The sequence below is a fragment of the Nocardia sp. NPDC005746 genome, assembly GCF_040630785.1.
Classification (GTDB): Bacteria; Actinomycetota; Actinomycetes; order Mycobacteriales; family Mycobacteriaceae; genus Nocardia.
Window position 1 is genome coordinate 139,354 of record NZ_JBEXYE010000007.1, and the last position, 20,309, is coordinate 159,662.

At 68.3% G+C, this 20,309-nt stretch carries 23 protein-coding genes; 7 read left to right on the forward strand and 16 right to left on the reverse strand.

Translation table 11 applies throughout. The features are described from left to right. The first annotated feature begins 100 nt into the window (after positions 1 to 100). Positions 101 to 490 (forward strand): hypothetical protein, encoded by a 390-nt coding sequence (locus tag ABZ412_RS15780; protein WP_357281227.1) that lies wholly within the window; start codon positions 101 to 103, stop codon positions 488 to 490. A gap of 434 nt (positions 491 to 924) precedes the next feature. Here ABZ412_RS15780 and ABZ412_RS15785 read toward each other — a convergent pair whose 3' ends face one another. The 3 genes from ABZ412_RS15785 to ABZ412_RS15795 all read right to left on the reverse strand — a co-directional run bounded on the left by ABZ412_RS15785 (position 925) and on the right by ABZ412_RS15795 (position 3,002). After that, positions 925 to 1,356, reverse strand: coding sequence for a PPOX class F420-dependent oxidoreductase (locus ABZ412_RS15785; protein ID WP_357281229.1), 432 nt, complete (start codon positions 1,354 to 1,356; stop codon positions 925 to 927). A 52-nt stretch (positions 1,357 to 1,408) separates the two neighbouring features. Beyond that, positions 1,409 to 1,870: a nitroreductase/quinone reductase family protein gene (locus tag ABZ412_RS15790; protein ID WP_357281231.1), complete on the reverse strand. Its 462-nt coding sequence runs from the start codon at positions 1,868 to 1,870 to the stop codon at positions 1,409 to 1,411. Between the two features lie 712 nt (positions 1,871 to 2,582). Further along, positions 2,583 to 3,002: a DUF6463 family protein gene (locus ABZ412_RS15795; protein ID WP_357281233.1), complete on the reverse strand. Its 420-nt coding sequence runs from the start codon at positions 3,000 to 3,002 to the stop codon at positions 2,583 to 2,585. Positions 3,003 to 3,347: 345 nt separating this feature from the next. Here ABZ412_RS15795 and ABZ412_RS15800 point away from each other — a divergent pair, with 345 nt between their 5' ends. Next, positions 3,348 to 3,932, forward strand: a complete 585-nt coding sequence (locus ABZ412_RS15800) for a hypothetical protein (RefSeq protein ID WP_357281236.1) — start codon at positions 3,348 to 3,350, stop codon at positions 3,930 to 3,932. Positions 3,933 to 4,167: 235 nt separating this feature from the next. Here the strand turns inward: ABZ412_RS15800 and ABZ412_RS15805 are convergent, their stop codons facing one another. Next, entirely contained in the window at positions 4,168 to 5,475 is a 1,308-nt protein-coding gene (locus ABZ412_RS15805) for a nitric oxide synthase oxygenase (RefSeq protein WP_357281239.1), read from the reverse strand. Positions 5,476 to 5,662: 187 nt separating this feature from the next. After that, on the reverse strand, positions 5,663 to 6,331 hold the full coding sequence (locus tag ABZ412_RS15810) for a hypothetical protein (RefSeq protein ID WP_357281241.1): 669 nt from the start codon (positions 6,329 to 6,331) through the stop codon (positions 5,663 to 5,665). Positions 6,332 to 6,463: 132 nt separating this feature from the next. On the opposite strand from ABZ412_RS15810, the gene ABZ412_RS15815 reads away from it, so the two are divergent. Further along, positions 6,464 to 6,772, forward strand: a complete 309-nt coding sequence (locus ABZ412_RS15815) for a putative quinol monooxygenase (protein WP_357281244.1) — start codon at positions 6,464 to 6,466, stop codon at positions 6,770 to 6,772. Between the two features lie 41 nt (positions 6,773 to 6,813). Here the strand turns inward: ABZ412_RS15815 and ABZ412_RS15820 are convergent, their stop codons facing one another. Then, the gene (locus ABZ412_RS15820) at positions 6,814 to 7,023 is read right to left on the reverse strand and encodes a hypothetical protein (protein ID WP_357281246.1); all 210 of its coding nucleotides are present in this window, start codon (positions 7,021 to 7,023) and stop codon (positions 6,814 to 6,816) included. 682 nt (positions 7,024 to 7,705) lie between these two features. Beyond that, positions 7,706 to 8,137 (reverse strand): nitroreductase/quinone reductase family protein, encoded by a 432-nt coding sequence (locus ABZ412_RS15825; protein ID WP_357281249.1) that lies wholly within the window; start codon positions 8,135 to 8,137, stop codon positions 7,706 to 7,708. A 282-nt stretch (positions 8,138 to 8,419) separates the two neighbouring features. Between ABZ412_RS15825 and ABZ412_RS15830 the strand changes: the two genes are divergently transcribed. From ABZ412_RS15830 to ABZ412_RS15845, 4 genes are all read left to right on the forward strand, one after another. Continuing rightward, positions 8,420 to 8,737: a DUF222 domain-containing protein gene (locus tag ABZ412_RS15830; RefSeq protein WP_357281251.1), complete on the forward strand. Its 318-nt coding sequence runs from the start codon at positions 8,420 to 8,422 to the stop codon at positions 8,735 to 8,737. A gap of 161 nt (positions 8,738 to 8,898) precedes the next feature. After that, positions 8,899 to 9,798 carry a class I SAM-dependent methyltransferase gene (locus ABZ412_RS15835; RefSeq protein WP_357281254.1) on the forward strand — a complete coding sequence of 300 codons (900 nt, stop codon included), beginning with the start codon at positions 8,899 to 8,901 and terminating at the stop codon, positions 9,796 to 9,798. Between the two features lie 40 nt (positions 9,799 to 9,838). Continuing rightward, the gene (locus tag ABZ412_RS15840; protein ID WP_357281256.1) at positions 9,839 to 10,222 is read left to right on the forward strand and encodes a hypothetical protein; all 384 of its coding nucleotides are present in this window, start codon (positions 9,839 to 9,841) and stop codon (positions 10,220 to 10,222) included. A 65-nt stretch (positions 10,223 to 10,287) separates the two neighbouring features. Continuing rightward, a complete protein-coding gene (locus tag ABZ412_RS15845; RefSeq protein ID WP_357281259.1) occupies positions 10,288 to 10,584 on the forward strand; it encodes a helix-turn-helix domain-containing protein in 297 nt (98 codons plus the stop codon). Between the two features lie 701 nt (positions 10,585 to 11,285). Here the strand turns inward: ABZ412_RS15845 and ABZ412_RS15850 are convergent. From ABZ412_RS15850 to ABZ412_RS15890, 9 genes are all read right to left on the reverse strand, one after another. Next, entirely contained in the window at positions 11,286 to 11,702 is a 417-nt protein-coding gene (locus ABZ412_RS15850; protein ID WP_357281261.1) for a hypothetical protein, read from the reverse strand. 185 nt (positions 11,703 to 11,887) lie between these two features. Further along, positions 11,888 to 12,670, reverse strand: a complete 783-nt coding sequence (locus ABZ412_RS15855) for a maleylpyruvate isomerase family mycothiol-dependent enzyme (protein ID WP_357281264.1) — start codon at positions 12,668 to 12,670, stop codon at positions 11,888 to 11,890. A gap of 8 nt (positions 12,671 to 12,678) precedes the next feature. After that, positions 12,679 to 13,305 (reverse strand): TetR/AcrR family transcriptional regulator, encoded by a 627-nt coding sequence (locus ABZ412_RS15860; protein WP_357281267.1) that lies wholly within the window; start codon positions 13,303 to 13,305, stop codon positions 12,679 to 12,681. Between the two features lie 86 nt (positions 13,306 to 13,391). Next, the gene (locus tag ABZ412_RS15865) at positions 13,392 to 14,309 is read right to left on the reverse strand and encodes a LysR family transcriptional regulator (protein WP_357281269.1); all 918 of its coding nucleotides are present in this window, start codon (positions 14,307 to 14,309) and stop codon (positions 13,392 to 13,394) included. Positions 14,310 to 14,407: 98 nt separating this feature from the next. Next, positions 14,408 to 14,803 carry an ester cyclase gene (locus ABZ412_RS15870; protein ID WP_357281272.1) on the reverse strand — a complete coding sequence of 132 codons (396 nt, stop codon included), beginning with the start codon at positions 14,801 to 14,803 and terminating at the stop codon, positions 14,408 to 14,410. A gap of 100 nt (positions 14,804 to 14,903) precedes the next feature. Continuing rightward, complete coding sequence (gene truB, locus ABZ412_RS15875) at positions 14,904 to 16,037, reverse strand: tRNA pseudouridine(55) synthase TruB (protein ID WP_357281275.1); 1,134 nt, start codon at positions 16,035 to 16,037, stop codon at positions 14,904 to 14,906. Continuing rightward, on the reverse strand, positions 16,037 to 16,711 hold the full coding sequence (gene npt / locus ABZ412_RS15880; protein WP_357281635.1) for a 4'-phosphopantetheinyl transferase Npt: 675 nt from the start codon (positions 16,709 to 16,711) through the stop codon (positions 16,037 to 16,039). Before npt ends, truB begins: the two co-directional genes overlap by 1 nt. 151 nt (positions 16,712 to 16,862) lie before the next feature. Further along, positions 16,863 to 17,819: a metallophosphoesterase gene (locus ABZ412_RS15885; protein WP_357281277.1), complete on the reverse strand. Its 957-nt coding sequence runs from the start codon at positions 17,817 to 17,819 to the stop codon at positions 16,863 to 16,865. 84 nt (positions 17,820 to 17,903) lie between these two features. Then, entirely contained in the window at positions 17,904 to 20,285 is a 2,382-nt protein-coding gene (locus tag ABZ412_RS15890) for an Ig-like domain repeat protein (protein WP_357281280.1), read from the reverse strand. Positions 20,286 to 20,309 lie beyond the last annotated feature (24 nt).

Below are 20,309 nucleotides of genomic sequence, written 5' to 3' on the forward strand. Positions count from 1 at the left end.
CGAAGTCGTCCTACTATGCGAGGGTGGTCCCCGTGGACGGGACGATCACGGCGGACGCCCGCAAACGCGCCGCCGGACGGGCGAACGGATGGCGGACGGCATGAGCGAGGTCTGGCGAGGGCTGCAGCCCCTGCGCGTGGCACCCGGCTGGCGGATCGACATCAACAGCCTCTACGCCGTGGACCCTTCACCGGAGACCATCGAGTGGTTCTACGGCTCCGCGCTGGTGAGCGGCCACCGGGTGCACGACGGGCTCTGCTTCGACGCGCGCTGGGAGCCGGAGGGCGATCCCGAAGGGGCCTACGGCGTCGACTTCCTCCGGCTCGCCGGATTCGGACGAAAGGGACGCAGCACCCGCGAGCCCACCCCTCTCGGCACCTGGACCACCAGGAGCCGGACCGGGCTCGTGACAGCCCTGGAGGAGTTCATGTTCACCGGGAACCTCCCCACGGGCCACACCGCTCCCGAACCATCACGATTGACTACCTGACTTCGGCTCGTCAGGGTGAACCTTCGCGCAGGCCCTGATGGGTCTGGAGCAGTGGCAGTATCCGGTGGTGTGTGAGCTATGCGGATGGGGCGGGCTGACCGCCGCGGCTGGAACCACTGTGTTCATCCCTGCCGGTCAACTCCGCCACGATCGGGGTCGCCGCAGCAGCGGCCGAAATTCGGGCGGGCAACGGGCCCGATCGTGTTGGCCCTCGGGGTCGTACTGCAGCTCATGGGGTACGGCGTGCGGCGGCAGTCTCCGCGGTGAATAACAGGCAGGGGTTACCGCCGCCGCCCGACCAGGCCGGGCCGCTACCCACAGCTCCGATCGCGTGCGGGGGAGCATGCTCGGTGTAGCTCAGTCGTCCTGGGGCCATCTGGTCACCACACGTGCGGGGCGTGGACACCCACTGCCGGGTCACATTCGGATCAGGGTCAGCCGACGTCGCGGGTGTGGATTTTCAGGCTTTGAACGTCACCGGTGGGGTCGTTGACAGCGAAGCTGATGACCCGGTGCGGGTGGATGCGGATGATCGCGCCGTCGAAGCCGCTGCTGGGGTCGACGTAGACGGAGTCGGTCGGGGTGGTGAGGGCTTCGGCGTGGCCGCGGATTTCGAGCATCCGGGGCCGCCAGGGGGTGACCGAGGCCAGGTCGTCGACGACGAAGGCGACGCGCCCGTTGTCGGCTACGTTGCGGAATTTGCGGCTGGTGGCCATGCTGTGTCCAGCGATGTCGATGGTGCCGGTGCGGGAGTTGTAGTGGAATCCGACAGGGCTGACCTGCAAGGTGCCGTCGGGTTGGGAGGTGGCCAGCCGTCCGAGGGGCTGGCTGGCCAGGTAGTGCAGTTCGGCGTCGGTAAAAACCATGGCGGGATCACTCCTCGAGGATGTGGATCGCGGGTGCGCCGGTCCTGGCGTGTCAGTGCCGGGGTGTGAGACGGATGACGGGCAGTTGCCGGTCAGTTTTGCGCTGGTATTCAGCGAATCGTGGTGCGGCGGTGGTGATCTGCTGCCACGCGCGGTCATGGTCCGTGCCGTGGAGCTGTTCGGCGGTGACGTCGTGGGTGCGCCCGGCCAGTTCGATGCGGATCTTGTCAGGGTTGGCGGCGATGTTGTAATACCAGGCAGGGTTCTTCGGTGCGCCTGCGGCGGAGGCGACGATGAGCCAGCTGCCGTCCTCGCCGGGAAACCAGCCCACGGGGGTGCGGCGTTCGGTGCCGGTTTTGCGGCCGACGGTGGTCAGCACGAGAGCGTTCATGCCGCCGAAAAAGGTGCCGCCCTTGCGGATTCGTTTGGCGGCGAAGCGGTTCAGCCATCGCATCAGAGGTCCGGCCGTGGGCTGGCGGGCGCCGGTGGTGCCGTTGGGGGTGTCGAAAGTCATCGCGGCCTCTCGATAGTGGGGTTCGTAGCAGTCCGTGCCCACCCGCTTACGCCGATCTTGCGGGCCCCGACGCCGAGCCAGAGCTTTCGGCCCCGCATCGAATCACGATCGAAGCCAGGACTCGGGTGCAGGTCTGCGTTGGCCGACGCGGTCACCGTCTTCCACTCTCCAGGCACACGACGACGCTATAGCGGCTGAGCTGCGGGTACCGGGGAATTTCACCAGGACACGCGGGCACCACGTGATCCAGCCGGTCACCGTCATCGTCTTCCGAACGACGTCACCGGGTTCGCGTGACCTACTCGCGGATGCCGCCTTACGCCGAGGCGGCAAGGGGGCGGTGGTTCGCCGCGTAGTTGGCTGTGGCCTGCCGTTGACCTTGAACGCCTACCTCGAGGCAAGTCGGCCCTCTTCACGATGGCGCAGACCCGTCGGCACTGGAGGGGTCGCCGAGAACCGTCACAGCCCCACCTCCTGCATGCGGTACAGCCATGCCTCAGCCTCCACCGCGCACGCCGCGGCGATGGCGGTGAGGACGACGACCGCGAGCGGCCGCGCACACCATCAGGAACACCAACTCGGCAAATCTGCGCGGGAGAGACCATTCGGACGGAAACCAACCGATCGTTTTACGAACGGTGAGGGTGCCTGACGAGGTGGCGGTGGCGGCGACCGGTCGCTGGCGTCATGCGTGCTGGCGAATCCGGCCCCCTCACACCGGCACGATCCGGTGTGGTTCGACACGCTCGGTTGCGCGGCGGATGCCGCGCAGGAGCAGGACGGCCGTGATCACCACCACCGGGCCCGGGGTCGGCTCGACGATGACAGCGCACAGGGCGCCCCAGGCCAGCACCGTCCAGGCCAAGAAGATCGGCGGCACTATGGCGTGCCGGGCCATCCACACCACGAGTAAGCCGACGAGCAACAACGGCAGGCCGAAACCGGCTGGGTTCGCCCAGAAGGCGTTTGCCGGCCCGGTGTCCTCCCACCAGTGCCCCCAAAGCCGCAACGTAAACCAGTCCCCGAAATGGGCCGAACTGATCAACAGCCCGACGGTGAGGTGCCCGCCACCCACGACCGCGAGAACGCGGCCCGCCCATTCGATCATCCGATGTGCACTGGCCTGCTCCATTGCGACCCCTCCAGACGTTATACGGTAGCGTATAACGCTGAGCTTAGACCGTGATATACGGTTCCGTATAGATGCTTGGGGCGTGACACGGGGCTCATACACCGAGAGGCGCCGATGACGGCGGACGGCTTGAGTGTGAACGAGTAGTCGTGGTTGTAGAGCGGCAGATCCTTGATCGGAATCTCGGTGAACTGCTTTTCACCTACAGCGTCGTCCCGGGCTCACCATCGGACGTCGGCCTTCGCAAGCTCGCTTGACCGAACCCGCAACCGCTCGGTCGTTGCGGCAGAACAAGATCGGCTATTGTCCGACTCACCATCAACAGCATGCATGCGAGGGAACGTGGTGAGCGAGGCGAGGCGGGCTACTCCGGCCGACGGGGATTTGGATCCAGGATTCTTCGACGATGACGCGCAGCAGTCCGCGGAGTGGCTCGCGTGGAGCGACCAGGCCGCGATCGATGGCCGGCTCGAGTCGTTGTTCGGCGAGACGTTGCCGAGACTGGAAGCGGTGCGGGGCACCGATGGTCGTCCGGCCCTGGACGACCGGTTCAGCGCCGCTGCGTTCGACTGGGTCGTTTCACTGATCGAAGTCGCTGTGCTGGACGAGGATGGGCGTTACGGAGTCGAAAACGGCTATCTCGCTGAGCAATTCATCACCTATGTCGGTGAGTGGATGGTGCGGCGGATCGAGGGGGTTTGGTTCAACTCGCCGGGGAACGGGGTGCCGATCCTCGACGGGTTCGGCCCGGCGATCGGCTACAGGTGGTCGCAAGAATCCGCGAACGATCTTCTGGTGCCGCTGTTCATGATGGCCGTAGAAGCCGACGATGCGCCGTATGCGTATTTCGTCGACCTATTGTACGGGCGCGCACTGGAATTCGCGGAGGAGCGGGACCAGCCGGGCCTGAAGGCGGAGCTCCTCGCCTGACGGTGGGCGGATGAATCCGAGGAAACGAATGGTGTACGCAGTCCGGTCGCACGGAATACGGCTGCACCTCAGCCCGCATTCTTCGTCTCGGCTTCGAGATCATCCGGGCATGGCGCATACCGCGCTGACCGAACCGGCCAGCGCGGGTCGGACACCAGTCGAGACGACCAGCCACTCTCCCGCGCGAGAGTCACCGTTCCGGGTGATCACCACAGCGGGAGGTACGTCTCCGACGTCAGGGCCGTAATGACACCAGCTTCCGCACCCACGAACGTTTCGGATCCTCATCCGAACGCTCGTCCGTCGCTGCGGATTCGGCCGATGCGAAGGGGCACCCGGACCCTGCTGCCGGGGCATTCGCGTCCAGCGGCGCTCGCCGCACGAAGGCCGGCCGCAGCCCGGGGTCCGGCGGATCGTAGTACCGGTGGAAGGTCGGGGTCAGACTCGCCGACAGCGGCGGATTGATCCAGCTCCAATCGGCCGGGCATGCTCGGCCCGCATCCGCCTCGCGCTCGACGTGGTCGATGAACTGCTTGGCGACCGTGTGGTGGTCGACCAGATGGACGCGAGACTGCTTGTAGCTGTGCAGGATTGCACGACTGAGCTCGACCAGAGCGCGGTCGCGCCAGAGTGTCCGCTCGCTCGAGCAGTCCATTCGCGCGTGCTCGGCGATCCTCGGAAGCATGTCGTAGCGGTCGGAATCGCCGAGGTTGCGACCGATCTCCGAGGAGACGTACCAGCCGTTGAACGGCGCACACGGATAGCTGATGCCGCCGATCTCCAGGTCCATGTTCGACACCGCGGGCACCGCATGCCACTTCAAGCCGAGGTCGCCGAACCAGGCGTGGTCGGGATGAGTCAGCGGAACCTCGAGGATGAGATCCGCGGGCACCGGGAACAAGTGCACTTGCCCATCGGGCGACTGGATGAGCAGCGGGAGCACATCGAAACGGCCCTTGCTGCGAGGCCGCCATCCCTTGGCCATAGCGAGATCGGTGAGTTCGACATTCGCGGGATCACCGAGCAGGCCGCCGGGAACTCGATACCCCGCATAGCGGATGAGCTGGGCGTTGAGAATTCGGAACGCCCGTCCTTCGGGATCGGCGGGCGGCCCGATGGTGATGAAACAGCGGACCGCGCCGCCATTGGTGGCGCGGCGCAGATGCTGCCAGCATGCCTGCGCGATGTCGGCCGCGGTGCGCGCGCTACGCGCATCGAGGACTTCCAGTGCGCGCCAATGCTTTCGGCCGACGCATCGATCGTGGTTGCGCCAAGCCAGCCGGGCGCCGACGCCGAGTTCGTCGACAGTGTGCCGGTAGGTGCCGGTACTCCGGAACTCGCGCAATGCGGTCGTCACCCGGTCGGAGGGCAGGTGCGCCAGTTCAGGGTGAGCGAAGAACTCCGCGCACTCACGCAGCCGCTCACCATCCGCGCCGGTAGCGGGTGGTGTGTCGGCGTGACCGACCGCCGCCTCCTCGTGCTGCTGACCGGTCGCGGGCGTTCCGCTCCGCCGTGATCCAGATACTGCGGTGGAGATCGTCATGAAGTTGTCGCCTTCGTGCTCGATTCAATCTCGCCTGATATCCAGCCTCAGCCCCTTCCTGACTTCCTTTCCCGCCGCTGAATATCGCACACTTCGCCCGCGAGTTGCCGCGGTTTGCCGCGTTGGAGATCACGTGCGGGTGCAGCCGATCGGGAGCACCGACCGGGCACATCCCGAATGATCTCGGCTACTCGGCTCTGACGCCGCCGTGCAGCCCCCACTTATCGAGACCCGAGTAGATCAGCGCAACACGTGCTCTGGGGAAATCCATGCCCTCGGCCTCCCCGGTGTACAGCGCCACCAGTGAGTCCGAGCCTCTCCACCAGGTGTCCGCGAGGCCCATCACCTCGCGCACCGGTTCATAGTCGCCCAAGTCGATACCGTCGAGCTCATCGCCGACGAGCCTGGTGATCTGCCGCGCCCACATCGACGCGTGGTCGGCCAAAGCGAGCGATTCCACCCAGCCCTCGACGGTCGAGTGCAAAGGCACCCACCCCGCCCTGTCAGCTTGGATTCCGAACTCGCCGGACGGGCCGATCATGAACGCGAAGGGCACCGCGGTTCGCTGCGGGCCGGCTTCGAACCACCATCCCGCAGTGTCTGATTCGGGCGAATCCGGATAGAAGTAGCGCGGGCCGCCGTCGTACTGCGGCGCGGGTGGCAAATGCAGCCCGCCCCACTTCTTCTGGTAGGCCGTCATCCGGTCGATCACATCTGCGGGAATGCCTCCCTCGAGCCACCATTGCCGATGGTCTTCCACCGGCCGGACCTCGACTTTGACGCCGTGTGTGCTGACATACGATCGGGCTCGCGAGGTCAAGCCATCGGGAATACCTTCGACGGGACGGACGATCACCGGGGCGAGCTTATCCGGTGGAGCGAACCAATACGTTGGTAGAAGCTGGCGCGCTCGGCCTACCGAGAACGGTTGGGCGGTGGTGGAAACCGTGGCGTCGTAGCGGTGGGAAGAGATTCCCATCGTGCGGGGTTGACCACGCCCATGACTGTCACCGCGATATCCACCCTGCAAGCTCGACCCGGTAAGGAAGATCTGGTGCGGGCGCAGGCGTTGTCGTTGATCGAACCGTCGTTGGCCGAACCCGGATGCTTGGGTTACCAGCCCTACCAGCACCCGACGCGACCTGGGAGCTGGGTCGTGATCGAAACCTGGGACAGCCGTGCGGCTTTCGAGTCACATCTGAGCAGCCCGCACCTGCAGCAAGCCTTTGCGGCGGGCACCGAGTTGTTGGCCGGACCGCCCCAGGAACAGGTCTTCGAGGTTCCCGACCCGCTCTGATGTCGTGTGATGGTCGGCTTGTCGTCGGAGCGAGGGGCGATTTACGCGAGGCAGATCAGGAACTCTCTGACGTTGACGGCGGGCGGGAGGATCCAGGGTAGGCAGGGTAGGGCGGAGAAGCCGGCCATGGCTTCGGTCCGTTGCTCCGTTCCGAGGGCAGGCGCCGGGTCGGCTGTGGCCGCGCCCGCACCGGCGGTGGTGATGCAGGCAATCGCCAGGGCTGTTGCCAGCGCACTCGATTTCTCGGTCATGACAACCTCGCTGTCGTAGCATCGGGCGACCTCGCCCAGCGCGCTCGATTGCGCTCGGACCACTGGACACGTCGACTCGGCGGAACCGGAATGCTTCAACATCAATTAACCCTCAGGGCAGCGATCTTCCGCAACTGGACCTGCTCGGACATCGGGATTTGGCCAACCCGGGATCGGCTGAGCCCATGGAATTCGGGGCACTCGGGTGCACAGATTTCCCGAACTACTTTGAAATGGAACTGATTAACTCTCTGGGGCGCTGGGCCGAGCGGTTCGGCCGCGCGCTCGATCGAAGGGTTTCCTGCATGCGCACTCTCATTGCGGCGGTTGGCATTGCCACGGCATTGACCGTCGGAGCCGGACAGGCGGTGGCCGCGCCACTCCCCGGCCTCGACACTCCGGCCACCCCGGTCGCAGCGACCGGCTCATCCACCGGCTCGGCAGGGATGGTCTCGGCCCTGCAGTTCCTCAGCAATCTCCTCGCGTGCATCCTCCCGCCTTCTCCTGGCTGCTACACGGGAGGAGATGGGTCCGTAATCTCGTAGCGCGGCCTTCGGCACGACGCCGGGTGACGATCCGCCTGCCGCCAGATGCGCTCGATGAGGTGGAAGCCGCGATCACGCGAGCTCTCGCTCCATTCGGGAGGCAGCAAGGGTTCGCGGAGCGAGATATGTCGCGATGTTCAGTCGCGCGGGGTCAGCAGGACCAGCGGAATTTCGCGAGTGGTGTGCTGCTGATAGGCGGCGTAGCCGTCATATCTCGCGATCACCTTCGGCCAGAGCTCGGCCCGTTCCTCCGCGGTCGCCGTCCGGGCGGTCATACGTCGACGGGGGCCGCTGCGGAACGACACGTCGACCTCGGGCTGGTCCCGCAGATTCAGATACCACGCCGGATGGGCCGGGCCACCACCGCGGGACGCCACCACGACGATCGTGTCGCCGTCGACCAGCGGGGCGGTGAGCATCACCGTGTGCGATCGTCCCGACTTCCGTCCGACCGTGGTCAATTCCAGTGACGGCATGCCACTGAAGGAGTTGCCCAACTTCCCGCCGCTCGCCCGGAGCAAGCCGCGGTGCGCGATGTTCATTGCCTTCAAGGCCAGGTTGGGTGGCAAGGGGTCTCCTGTGTCGGGATTCGGCCGGTTGGCGAGCTCGGCCCGTGAGAATCGAGTATTTGCAGGCGGTCGAGCGCACCGGACAAGGCAACCAGGCCGGCCGAGTCGCGGTCTTGGATAAACGCGACAGCCTGGACTCGGACGCTCGATCCCCCGGTCTGCTGGGCGAGACACTTCGGCACAGGCATCACCAGCACTCTGTCGTAGCGCTGCCCGGACACGATGTACCCGAACCCAACGAAAACTAGAACATATGTTCGACGGTGAGATACCCTGCTTCGCGTGAAGACACCTTCGACTGCACTGGCCCAGGGTGCTCCGGCGCGGGGATGGTCGGAACTGGCCGATGTCGACTTGCTGCGCACCCTCGTCGAGACCGAACGCCACCGGCGTCGACTGGGTGCGGCCATGGTCGCGGCCGTCGCCGAGGCCGAGCGCCGTGGCCTCGCCGCCGATACCGGCTACCGCGACACCGCGGAGCTACTGAGTGATCTGCTGCGGATCAGCGCCTCCGAGGCGCGGAGGCGGATCGAATACGCCGCACCGCAGGTCCGCTCACGTTCCAGAAAGGCGTGGAGGGCGTTGACTGCGGCAGGGTGATGTCGGCCTGGAGAGCCTTGCCGAGGAGTCGGCGGCGCGGTCCGCGACTCCCCCACCAATAACGCACTACCACCGCGATGCCAGGACTCAATCGGCCCGGTGTGGCTGATGTGGGCGAGTTCGCGGGTGCTCGCGCAGTGTTCGTGAGTAGTTTCTCGGGTATGGACAACGAGGGACCCAGCCGGACGGCGCTCGTGACTGCTTACGCACGCGCCTATCATCAAATCGTTGACCGGCCAAGGATTCTCACCGATCCACTGGCGGCGCGGCTGGTGGGTGTCAGTGTGGACGAACTGACCGAATTCGGGCAGCCCGCACAGGATTGCCCCGGGACTGATGCGGACTCGGGAATTCTGCGGCTGGGGGTCAGTGATCGGCCGCGCCGCTTGTTCTTTGCCGCTCGTTCCCGTTTCGCCGAGGATCGTGTGGCCGAGGCCGTCGCTGGCGGGGTGCGACAGGTCGTGATCCTCGGCGCGGGACTCGACACCTTCGCCTACCGCAACCCGTACCCCGGCCTGCGTGTCTTCGAGGTCGATCATCCCGCTACCCAAGCCTGGAAACGCCAACGCCTCGCCGCCTCCAGCATCGCCCTGCCCGAGCCGTTGACTTTCGTGCCGGTCGACTTCGAAACCGACTCACTGGCAACACGATTGGAAACCGCCGGATTCGTCCGGACCGATCCGGCCGTGTTCGTGTGGCTCGGTGTCGTCTTCTATCTGACTCCCGATGCCGCCCGCACCACCCTCGAATACATCGCCGGCCAATCGGAGCCGGTCGAGGTGATCTTCGACTACCTGCAGGCCGCGGACACCGAGGAGGATCGCGCGAAGCTGCGGGCGCGCGGGCATCGAGCGGCAGCTGTCGGCGAACCCTGGCTCAGCTATTTCACTCCCGACGACCTCGCCGCACAGTTGCGCGCGATGGGCTTCACCGACGTCGAAGACCACTCCGCCACGGACCTCATCGCCGGATACCTCGATGGATCCACGGAATTCGAGGGCGAACCACCCCAGGCACTGCGCCCGGTCCGGTTACTGCGGGCGAGCCGCATCCACGCCTGATCCGGCCGATCGGTCCGGGCTTTGCCTCTAAAATAGAGGCATGACCGAAAGTCTCATACTGCCGGTGTGGCAATCGAAAAACCCCACGCGGCTGCCGGACCTGCTCGCCGAGGAGGCGACGTTCTCGAGTCCGGTCGCCGATTACCACGGCCGGGCCCCCGCGGCGCACCTGCTCGCCACGATCGCGACGGTGCTCGACTCGGTGCACCAGACCCGGCAGTGGACCGACGGCCGGGAGGGGATGTTCGCTTTCACCGCACGATTCGCCGACCAGGAACTCCAGGGAGTGCTGCGGGAAGAACTCTCCGAGGACGGCTATCTGACCCACGTGACGTTGTTCCTCCGCCCGTATCGGGCCCTGCGCGCGGCCATCGCGGAAATGGCGCGGCGACTCGAGAATTCACCCGCGCCGCAGGAGATGTGATCGTGGCGGCCGGAACGCCACGCCCGGGAAGCCCGGTGCGCGGGTCGACCACCGGACGCCCGATCATGGCCCTGTTCGACCTGATCGGACGGCGCTGGGCGCTACGGGTGATCTGGGAACTCGATCGAGCCCCAAACCCCCTCACCTTCCGCGAGTTGCGCACCGCCTGCGGCGACCTCTCCTCGAGCGTGCTGACCCGCCGGCTGGCCGAGCTCGTCGAAGCGCGGCTCGTCGAACACGAGGCGGGCTACCGACTGACCAGCGCCGGGCGTGCACTCGTCGAGCGGCTCACACCGCTGACGCAGTGGGCGCAGGAATGGCAAACGACGATGGATGAGTCGACACCCCGCGCTGGGCGGTAGCCCAACGCGCCGAACGGGTCGTTCTGCGGAGTCGGCAGCGGATCCGCACTGCCGACCGCCATGGAAGTACCGGCACAGCACAACACGGCCGAAACTGCGATCACAACCGAGCGCAGCTGACCGCGCTTCACCACTGAACCCGGTGCACCACAGGCTGATACGACACTGCCCATCATTCGGAATCCCCTCCCTGGAGGGGACCGACTCCCGCGGACCCCCCTAAACGCCGTCAGAGTACATCCCCCGATCGGGATGGATACCAGAACCGACGACCAAGATCGCGCCGGTCGCGACCGCCGCGCACACCGGCGAGCGACCGAACTCGGGCAGCAATAGCACTATTCTGCCGATTCCGGTGCGCCCCGCCAGGGGATCACAGTTCGGACCAAGGGGAGGTTCGGCCGGGTCGCGGGTGGAGGCGGAGGTGGGGATCGGCCAGTGCCCGGGGTGAATACTGGCCGATCCGGTTACCTCACTGCCGCTGTCCGCGCGCCGAGCTCAATCAGCATGCGGCAGTGGGGGTATTCGGGTGGGTGCCGCCGACCGTGGGGGTCGGGCCCGTTGGTCGGCGGCGCCCGGGTGCCTCATTCGGGGTGAGGCGATGCGAGCGGGAGTTGGGGGGTCACTCGCATGGAAAACGGTAGAGATCGGGTGGGCGGAAGGGAAACAGCTATTTGGGCGCAATTCATCAATGGCCGTTGTCAATTGCCGGTGCGCAGGGCGGCGGCGATCTTGCGGGTCATGTCGGCGACGACCGGCTGACCGGGGCGGCTCGTCGCGGCGGCGGCTTCGACGGCGATCAGGACGGTGGTGCGGAAGTTGGTGGCCTCGGCGGGGTTCTGGGTGTCGAGGAGGGTCGCGGCGGCGGTGAGGGCGGGGAGGACCTGGTCGGCCAGGGCGGCGACGGTCTTGCCGGTCAGACGGATGTCCTTGGACTTGGCATTCAGGACGTGGCCGATCTCGCCGGTCGCCGACAGCAGGGCGGTGGTGCCGGCGGTGGCGGCCTCGCCGGGCTTGTCGGAGGCGACGGCGAGCAGGGAGACCGCGCCGTAAGCGGCGGTGCGGAGGGTGGCCTTCGACTGATCGGTCAGGGCGAGGGTGGCGGTGGCGGCGGACATGGAGTGCTCCTTCGGAAGGTGTTGTGGCCCTGAGCCGGTCGGTGGGTCGGGGCCGTCTTGCTCGATGGGAGTACTTTGTCCGGGACCGCTGACAGGGTGCTGATGACGGACTGACGCGGCCGCTGACACCGCCGCGTCGCCGACGACGCGGCGGTCAGGCCGGGCCGAATCCCGCTGCCGGAGGGTCAGAACGGGACCTGGGTGCCGAGCGGGGCGGGGGTGGTTCCTCGGCCGGAGAGGGCTCGGCAGAATTCGATGGCGTCGAGTTCGAAGGCTTCGCCGTCGGGGTCCGGGGAGGTCCAGGCGCCGCCGGCGGGGCCGGTGAGGGTGAGGCGGTAGGGCTTGTCGTGGCGGGCCGCCCATTCGCGGACCACGTCGTCGATGATGCGGCCGTCGTGGTCGGCGGTCAGGGCGAGGGGGCGGCCGGTGGCGCGGCTGAGGTCGATGCGGTGCATCCACGGGTCGCGGGTGAGGACGACGTCGATGAGGTAGCCGAGGGTCCAATGTTCACGCTCGCCGTTGACCAATTCCGAGCCCGCCATCGGGCGGCGGCGCAGGAATCCGGGGGTGCGGCGGCGGCCCTTGGCGGCCTTCGGGCCGATCCGGTAGAGGTCGGCGACCAGTTCGGCCGGTGTGTGCCTGCCGAATTCGCGGACCTGGAGGGCGGTGAGCGCGTCGACCATCTCGGCTTCCCCTCCGAGCCGTTTTTCCGCGATGCGCATCTGGCGGCGGCTCTCGAAGGGTGATGAGGCCATCGTGGCCATGCCCACCACGTGCGAGACGAGTTGGTGCACCGTCCATTCCGTGCATTCGGTGGGTCGTTCCCAGTCGCCTGGGGCGAGGGCGGCGACCGCGTCGGCGACGCGGGTGTATTCGTCGGCCGCGAGGCGCATGGCGTCCGGGCGGGCGATTCCGGGCTGGAGCGGCGTCGCGATGGCGCCGCGCACTGTGGTCTGGTTGTCACGCATGGCTTCCCCTAATGCGGTTCGGGCCCCGATGTTTCGGAGTCCGGCGGCAGGCCCACGCCGTCGGCCCACATCTCCACGGCCCGATCCAGCAGGCGGCGGCGGGTGTCGCCGCCGGGATCATTGGCCAGCTGCTGATCCACCAGGCCACCGATGATGGCGAAGAGGATCTCCACGTCGTCGCGGTCCGCGACCCCGGCCGAGCCCAGCAGGTCGATCGCCTGCTGGACGGTCCGCACCGAGGCCGCGAACGCCTCCTCGGACGGAACGAAGCCGGGGATCGTGCGCTGATTCATCAGCTGGTAGCGGGCCAGGTCCGCCACCGAGAACTCGAAGAACGATCGCGCCATGACCCGGACCCGGCCCCGCGGGGAGTCCGGCAGGTTCCGCAGTTCCCGCCCGGACACCTCCTCGTACTCCAGCCAGGCCGAACCGAACATGGCGTCGTAGATGGCGTTCTTGGAGGCGAAATGCGTATACAGCGAGGGCGCGCGCATCCCGACCCGATCGGCCACGGCTCGCAGCGTGAGCTGCGCCAGCCCGTGCTCGCGGGCCACCGACCACGCGACATCGAGAATCTCCCGCCGAGTCGCCTCACGACGTTCGGCTTTCCTATCGCGCGTAGTTTCACCTAACACAGTTAGGAGTGTGAGCCGGGTCACGGCAGAAGTCAATAGCCGGACGACATGATCGGCGGCCGGCGCGGTATCGAGATCGGCCGGACTCAGTCCGGCGCGCAGCCCTCCGAGCGCGCCGAGGTGAGGCGGAGGCCGCCGGAGAGGGCGTCCGCCATGGTGTGCAGCAGGGGGCTCCGGGTGGCGGTGCGCCAGGCGGCGGCGTAGGTGATGACCAAGGGGCGCGGGTGGAGGGGACGCCACACCAGGCCGGGGACCGAGGCCGTGCGGGACGAGCCGACCCCGATCGACTGCGGCCGCAGGGGCAGCAATTGCAGCATCTGGGCGTGACTCATGGCGCTGTCGCTCAACACCACCGACGCGCCCCGCTCACGCAGCTGGGCCAGCACCGAATCGTGGACTTCCGGGGCGGCGTCACGCGCGAACATGATGAGCTCCTGCTCCCCGATGCACGCCGGTTCCACCGAAACCGCCGCGGCGAGCGGGTTTTCCCGGGACATGACGATGCCGAGCTCCTCGTCGGCGACGGGCGTGCAGGTGAGATGGTCGGCCAGGCGGACCGGCAGCCGCAGAACCGCGAGATCCACCTCGTTTCGATCGAGCAGCCGCGCCTGATCGCCGCTGGTGCCGGTGGTCAGGGCGACCCGGACGCCGGGCTGGCGAGCTTTCACCAGCGCCTCGATCCGGCCGGGCAGCCAGGGCGGCGCGCCGTTCACGATGCCGAGCCGGAACACCGCGTTGCCCGGCTGCGCCACCGCCCGCGTCTCCCGCACCGCGATCTCGGCCGCCTCCAGCACATTTCGCGCCGTCTTCAGCAACACCTCCCCCGCCGCGGTCAACTCCACCCCGTGATTCCCACGGATCAGCAGCGGGCCGCCCACCTCCCGCTCGATGGCCCGGATCTGCTGGCTCAATGTCGGCGTCGAGATGAACAAGCGCTCAGCCGCCCGCCGAAAATGCAGCTCCTCGGCCACCGCCACGAAGTACCGCAACTGCCGCAATTCCACCATTGAACTGTAGGCGTCCACACCGCGCACGGGACCGCGACGGGGCACGGGTTCGCGATATCGCGACCGGCGTGGGGGCGGACTGGACAGCCCGCCGATTACGCCCAGCCCGGATGCGGTGCGGGCTGGGTGACGGTGGCCCACCGCTCGGCGATGCGGCGACCTTGGAAGCGCCAGAGCACGAAGCCCTGAAAGGTCATGGGCTGACCGGTCTTCCGGTCGGTCCAGCGCCAGATATTGCGGCACATGACCTTGTCCCCCTCGGCCAGCATCTCCACCACGGTGACATGCAGACCCGGCAACGCCTCGTACATGCCGAGCATCATCTTCTCGTCGCCGATCAGGTCGGTCGGTTTCCCACCGGGGCCGTCGTGATCGAGGAAGTCGGGGGTCATGTTGCGGTGGATGACGGCGGCATTGCGCCGGTTGACGAATTCCTCGAAATGGTCCGCCACGAACTGCTTCATGGAATCGAGGGAGAGGTCGGTGGGCATGTTCGCCTCCTCTGCACGGCCGGACGACCATTCCATGGTGCCGCCCGATCGCTCACGCGGGTAAGCGATTGGGCGGCAACAGGTCAGAGATTGGGCAGTATCAGAGGTTGGCCGGTCGGACGACCATCACGGACGAGGCGCGTTTGCCGGACTCCTGAAGGAGGGCGATGGCGTGGCCGGCGGGGTCCAGGGCCGCGTAAACGCCTGGGATACCGACCGGTTCGAGCCAACGGCCGTTGCGGAGGTCGTTCGCCTGGGCGTCGGTGATGTCGCGCACCGGGAAGGCGGTGCGGACCGCGGTGTCGATGTCCAGGTTCAGGACCGGTTCACCCGCCTCGGCGGCGGCCTCGACCTGGGCCAGGCTGCGAGCGTGATCGAGGGTGAAGGGGCCGACCGCGGTGCGGCGCAGGGCCGTGAGATGGCCTCCGACGCCGAGCTTTTCGCCGAGATCGCGGGCCAGGGCGCGAATGTAGGTGCCCGAGGAACAGTCCACGGCGACATCGACGTCTACGAAATGGTTATCGCCGGTGTCGATGTCGCGGCGGGCCAGGATGTCGAAGCGGCTGACGGTGACGGGGCGGGCCGCCAGTTCCACGTCCTCCCCGGCGCGGGCGCGGGCGTAGGCGCGCTCACCGTTGACCTTGATGGCGCTGACGGTGGCGGGGACCTGCTGGATGTCGCCGGTCAATTCGGCTACACGCGCGGCGATCTCGGCGTCGGTGAGGTGCCCGGCCGACGTGGTGGCGGTGACCTCGCCCTCGGCGTCGTCGGTGATGGTGGCCTGTCCCAGGCGGATGGTGGCCGTATACGACTTCGTGGTCAGGATGAGCTGACCGAGCAGCTTGGTGGCACGCTCCACGCCCAGCACCAGCACGCCGGTGGCCATCGGGTCGAGGGTGCCCGCGTGGCCGACCTTCTTGGTGCGCAACAGCCTTCGGCTCTTGGCGACCACGTCGTGGCTGGTCCAGCCGCCCTCCTTGTCGACGATCAGCAGGCCGCCGAAGGCGTCCACCAGGGGCGGCAGCTTCTCCCGCTTGGGACCGGCCTGGCCGCGACGCTTCGCACCGCCGCGCCCGGCGCCGCGCTCGGTGTCCGCCGAGCCGGCTGCTGGGGCGGCCATGTCGGTTGTCGCCACCCCCGAGGAGACCTCGCCACCTGCCACGCCGGATGCCGCTGCCGCCGACCCGGATTCCGTCGGTGCCGCGGCGTCTCCCGCGATCGATTCCTCGCCCATCAGGCCGTCACGATCGCGGTGAGGATGAGCCCGTCGCTGACGACCCAACGGCCGTCGAAGGACGTCAGCGGAGTACCGCCGTCGGTGACGGGGCCGGGGATCAGGAGGTCGCTGTGGAAGGTACCCGCGCCGCCGTCCGCGGACTCCTCGTCCACGGTGAAGGTGATGTGGGCGTCCTCGAACCCGAGCCACAGGCCGGTGAGGGGGAACCACGCTTTGTAGGTGGCCTCCTTGGCGCAGAACAGGAGCCGGTCCAGGTGCAGGCCGGTGGCGGGGAGCACCGCGGAGAGCCACGCGCGTTCGGGCTCGAGGCTGACCGACTCCAGGACTCCGTCCGGGAGTTGACCGTGCGGTTCGGCGTCGATGCCGATCGAGCGGAAGCGGAGCTTGTGGCCCAGGGCCGCGGCGCGATAACCGTCGCAATGGGTGAGGCTGCCGACGATGCCGCGCGGGAACACCGGTTCGCCGGTGCCGCCCTTGCCGATGGCGACCGAGGGCTCCCCCAGCTGGGTCAGGGCCTGCCGGGCGCAGTAGCGGGCGCCGATGAAATCACGGCGGCGCTTCTCGACCGCGCGGGCGATCAGATGCTCCTCGCCGGGATGCGGTTTCAGATCCTCCGGGTAGGCCGTCAGCTCGGCCGCCGCGACCCCGCTCGGGAGAATTCTGCCGAGTATGCGCGCCGACTCCGTCGCCGCGACTGCCCGCTCCTCGATGACCCGCCTCCTGCTCGCTTCCACCAACTGCCGAATCGAGCCTACCGGGCAGGCCGGTCACGGACCGCTTCGCGCGGACGTGCGCGGCCCGGCCCGGCCTTGCCGCGACGGATCAGACCAGGCCGCGACGGCGTTCGGCCTGCTCCTTCATCTTCACGGCGGCCGCCTGCATCTCCGGGGTGATCTTGAAGTGGCCGCCCCACTCGTTGAGGGTGTCGCCGTAGTCGGGGACCGGCAGGATCTGGCGCAGCAGCTTGTCCGGCAGGCCGCGGCGCTGCCACTCCCGCGGGTAGCCGAGCGACACCTCCTCGAAGCGGACGCCGTCGTACCAGGTGGTGCGCGGAATGTGGAGGTGGCCGTAGACGGCGCAGACCACGTTGTAGCTGGTGTGCCAGTCCGCGGTCAGGTCGGTGCCGCACCACAGGGAGAACTCCGGGTACCACATCATGTCGACCGGCTTGCGCAGCAACGGGAAGTGATTGATCAGGACCAGCGGAGTGTCGGCGGGCAGCGCGTCGAGGCGGCGCTGGGTGTACTGGACGCGGGCGTGACACCAGGCGTCGCGAGTGAGGTACGGCTCGGCCGACAGCAGGAACTCGTCGGTCGCCACCACATTGCGGTCACGGGCGATGGCCAGCCCCTCGGCCTTGGTCTTCGCGCCCTCCGGCAGCCACGAGTAGTCGTAGAGCATGAACAGCGGGGCCAGGGTGACCGCGCCGCCGAACTCCTCCGCGCCCGCGCCCTCCCACACCGGGAACGGGTCCTCCGGCGTGACGACGTCCAGATCGCGGCACAGCGACACCAGGTAGTCGTAGCGGGCCGCGCCGTGCATCTGCACGGGATCCTTTGCGGTGGTCCACAATTCGTGATTGCCGGGCACCCAGATGACCTTGGCGAAGCGGCCGCGCAGCGTCTGCAGGGCCCAGCGGATGTCATCGGTCTTCTCGCCGACGTCACCGGCCAGGATCAGCCAGTCCTCGGGGGAATCCGCGTGGATCGCCTCCACCACCGGCTTGTTGCCCTGATGACCGACATGGATGTCGCTCACCGCCATCAACTTCGGAATCACCCGGTTCCGCCTTCCTGTTCACGACCGTCCTGGCAGCAACCATCCCGGCCTCCACCAGATTCCCATGCGAGGGAGAAACCGGCGTCACCGCACCCAGCGAAGACGAGCCGCGGCGCCGAATCCGGCCGCGACGGTGAGGGTTCCGGACGGCTCCCGGCGACACGACGCCACCGCCACATGGCAGGGGCGCGGGATCTCGGCGGGGATGCGGACGCCGCCCTCGATCTCGTAGCGCATATTGGTGACCTTCCAGCGCTGCGCCCGAGGGTCATCGGGGTCGATCGGCGGGGCGTCGGCACGGGCCACCACCATGACCTCGGTGATGCCGGTCGGCCATTGGAAGACGAGCAGGCCATTGCGCTCGGCGAGGCCGCGCACCGTCGGCAGGCCGCTGGGCTCGGGTTCGGGAGCCGCGGGACCGCCTGGCCGGCCGTCGGACGCCGAGGGTCCGGTGCCGGCGGCAGTCCGGTCCGAGCGGGTCATGTCCGAGGCGCGGCCCGAGATCGAGGCGACCACGCCGTACACCGGCACCGGTCCGGCGGGTGCGCCGCCGTCCTCCATCGCCACGCCGCGGGTGCGGCCGACCACGCGCCAGGAACCGTCCGCGAGCAGTCGGGTGATTCGGTACTCGGCCTGGTCGGTGGTGGACGGGGTCCAGGTGATCACCACCGTGCCGTCCGGTTTCCGGCTGACGGTGACGTGCTCGGGCGCGGCGACACGGAGTTCGGCCAGGGCCGCTCGGGCCTCGGCGTGGTCGGCACAGACCTCGAGGACTTCGCGCACCGCCTGCATGCGCAGGCCGGGATCGGCGGGGAGGGCCTCGAACAAGCGGCCCGCCTCGATCACGGCGGCCCGCGCACGCCCGATCAGCAGTTCCCGGCTCGCCCCACGCGGGTCCGGATTCGCGACATCGGCGGCTCGTCGATCCAGGAAGTCCAGGTGCTCGGCCAGAGCCTCCACGAATCGCCGCCCCGCACAGCAGGACACGGCGGCGCGCCAGTGCACGACCGCCTCGGCGAGCACTCGCTCGACGTCCTCCCCCACCGCGCGCACCGAGCGCGCCGCCGCCGCGTCATCGCCGACCAGCCGCCGGGCGTCGGCGATGAAAGCCGCCGCCTCCTTGGGCTTTCCGGCCCGCAGTGATGCCCGCGCCGCCCGCAACGCGGCCTCCCACGGCCGCCCTGACTGGGTCGTGCCGTCATAGGGCGTCCGCTGCCACTGATCCGGCTCGGGCGCACCGGGCGCATCCGCCCCGCCCTGCGGTGGCGCCGCGCCTTCCGAAGACCGCTGTCCGCCACCGGTTCCGGCCGCACCACCAGCGGTTCCGGTACCGGCCGGAGTTCCGGCGGCGCGACCACCGGTTCGCGCGGCACCAGCACCGTCCGCCGGGGTTCGTGCCGCGCCGCTCGTGTGGTTCGACGATGGTGTGGCGGAGCCCGTGTGCGTCGAGCCGGTCGGCCGGTGCCGGGCGGCCCGGTGTTCGTGGCCCTCGACAGTCGTGCCGAGTTCATCGGCGAGGGCGATCAGGACGCGTTCGGCATTGGCGCGGTCGAGACCGCCGGCGATGGCCACGCCGAGCAGGTAGTCGAAATCCGGTGCCACCAGGAGGTCTTCGACGAGTACGGCCGCGCGGACCTGGGGGCGCAGCTGGTCGGTGACCGATTCGGTGATGGTCAGCAGGTAGGCGTCGACCAGCGGGCCGCCGGGCTCGAGGAGATCGCCGATGTGGATGAGGAGCTCGTCGAGGACCACACGCAGACGGCCGGGCGGGAGTTCGCGGGTACGGGCGCGCAGGGCCTCGGCGCGCAGGCGGATCTCGTTGCTGCGGTGCGCCGCCGAGAAGTCCATGTCGAGCAGCGATAGCAGGGTGGGCACCGGGTCACCGGCGATGAGCCGCTCGTATTCGGCCAGCAGCGACCGGATCTGGCGGCGGCGCTCGGTACTCAGCGCGGGCGCGGCCGGGGGCGGCGGCGCGGCCGGGGCCTCGTCGATGATGCGGTGGCGGCGCACCCGGGCGGCGACCTCGGCGACCGTCAGGCCGCCCAGGCGGCCGATGTCCTCGAGGCCCGCGATCTTCCCGGCGGGAATGCCGTTGTGCCGCTGGATCAGTCGCTCGATGGCGGCATCGAGCATCTCGTAGCGTTCGGCGTCGCGACGGTCGCGCAACTGCTTGACCCGGTCGGCCTCGAGCAGCCGGGAACCGGTATGCAGCAGCGGCTCGGACAGCTCCTGATGCGCCTCGACCAACAGCCCGGCCAGCACCCGGAACTTGGGGTGGTCGCGCAGCTTCTGCCACAGCGCCCACACCTGCTCGACCCGCGCGGCGACGTCGGCGTCACTCAGCCGGGGCGCGTCGGCGAGCGGAATGTCGTACAGCTCGAAGGCATCCGACTCCGCGAGGCCGCCGCGGCGTTCGACGGCGGCGAGGACGCGTTTGCGATAGTCATTGGGATCGAAGGCGTGCATGGCTTTTCGTCGGACAGCGTATAC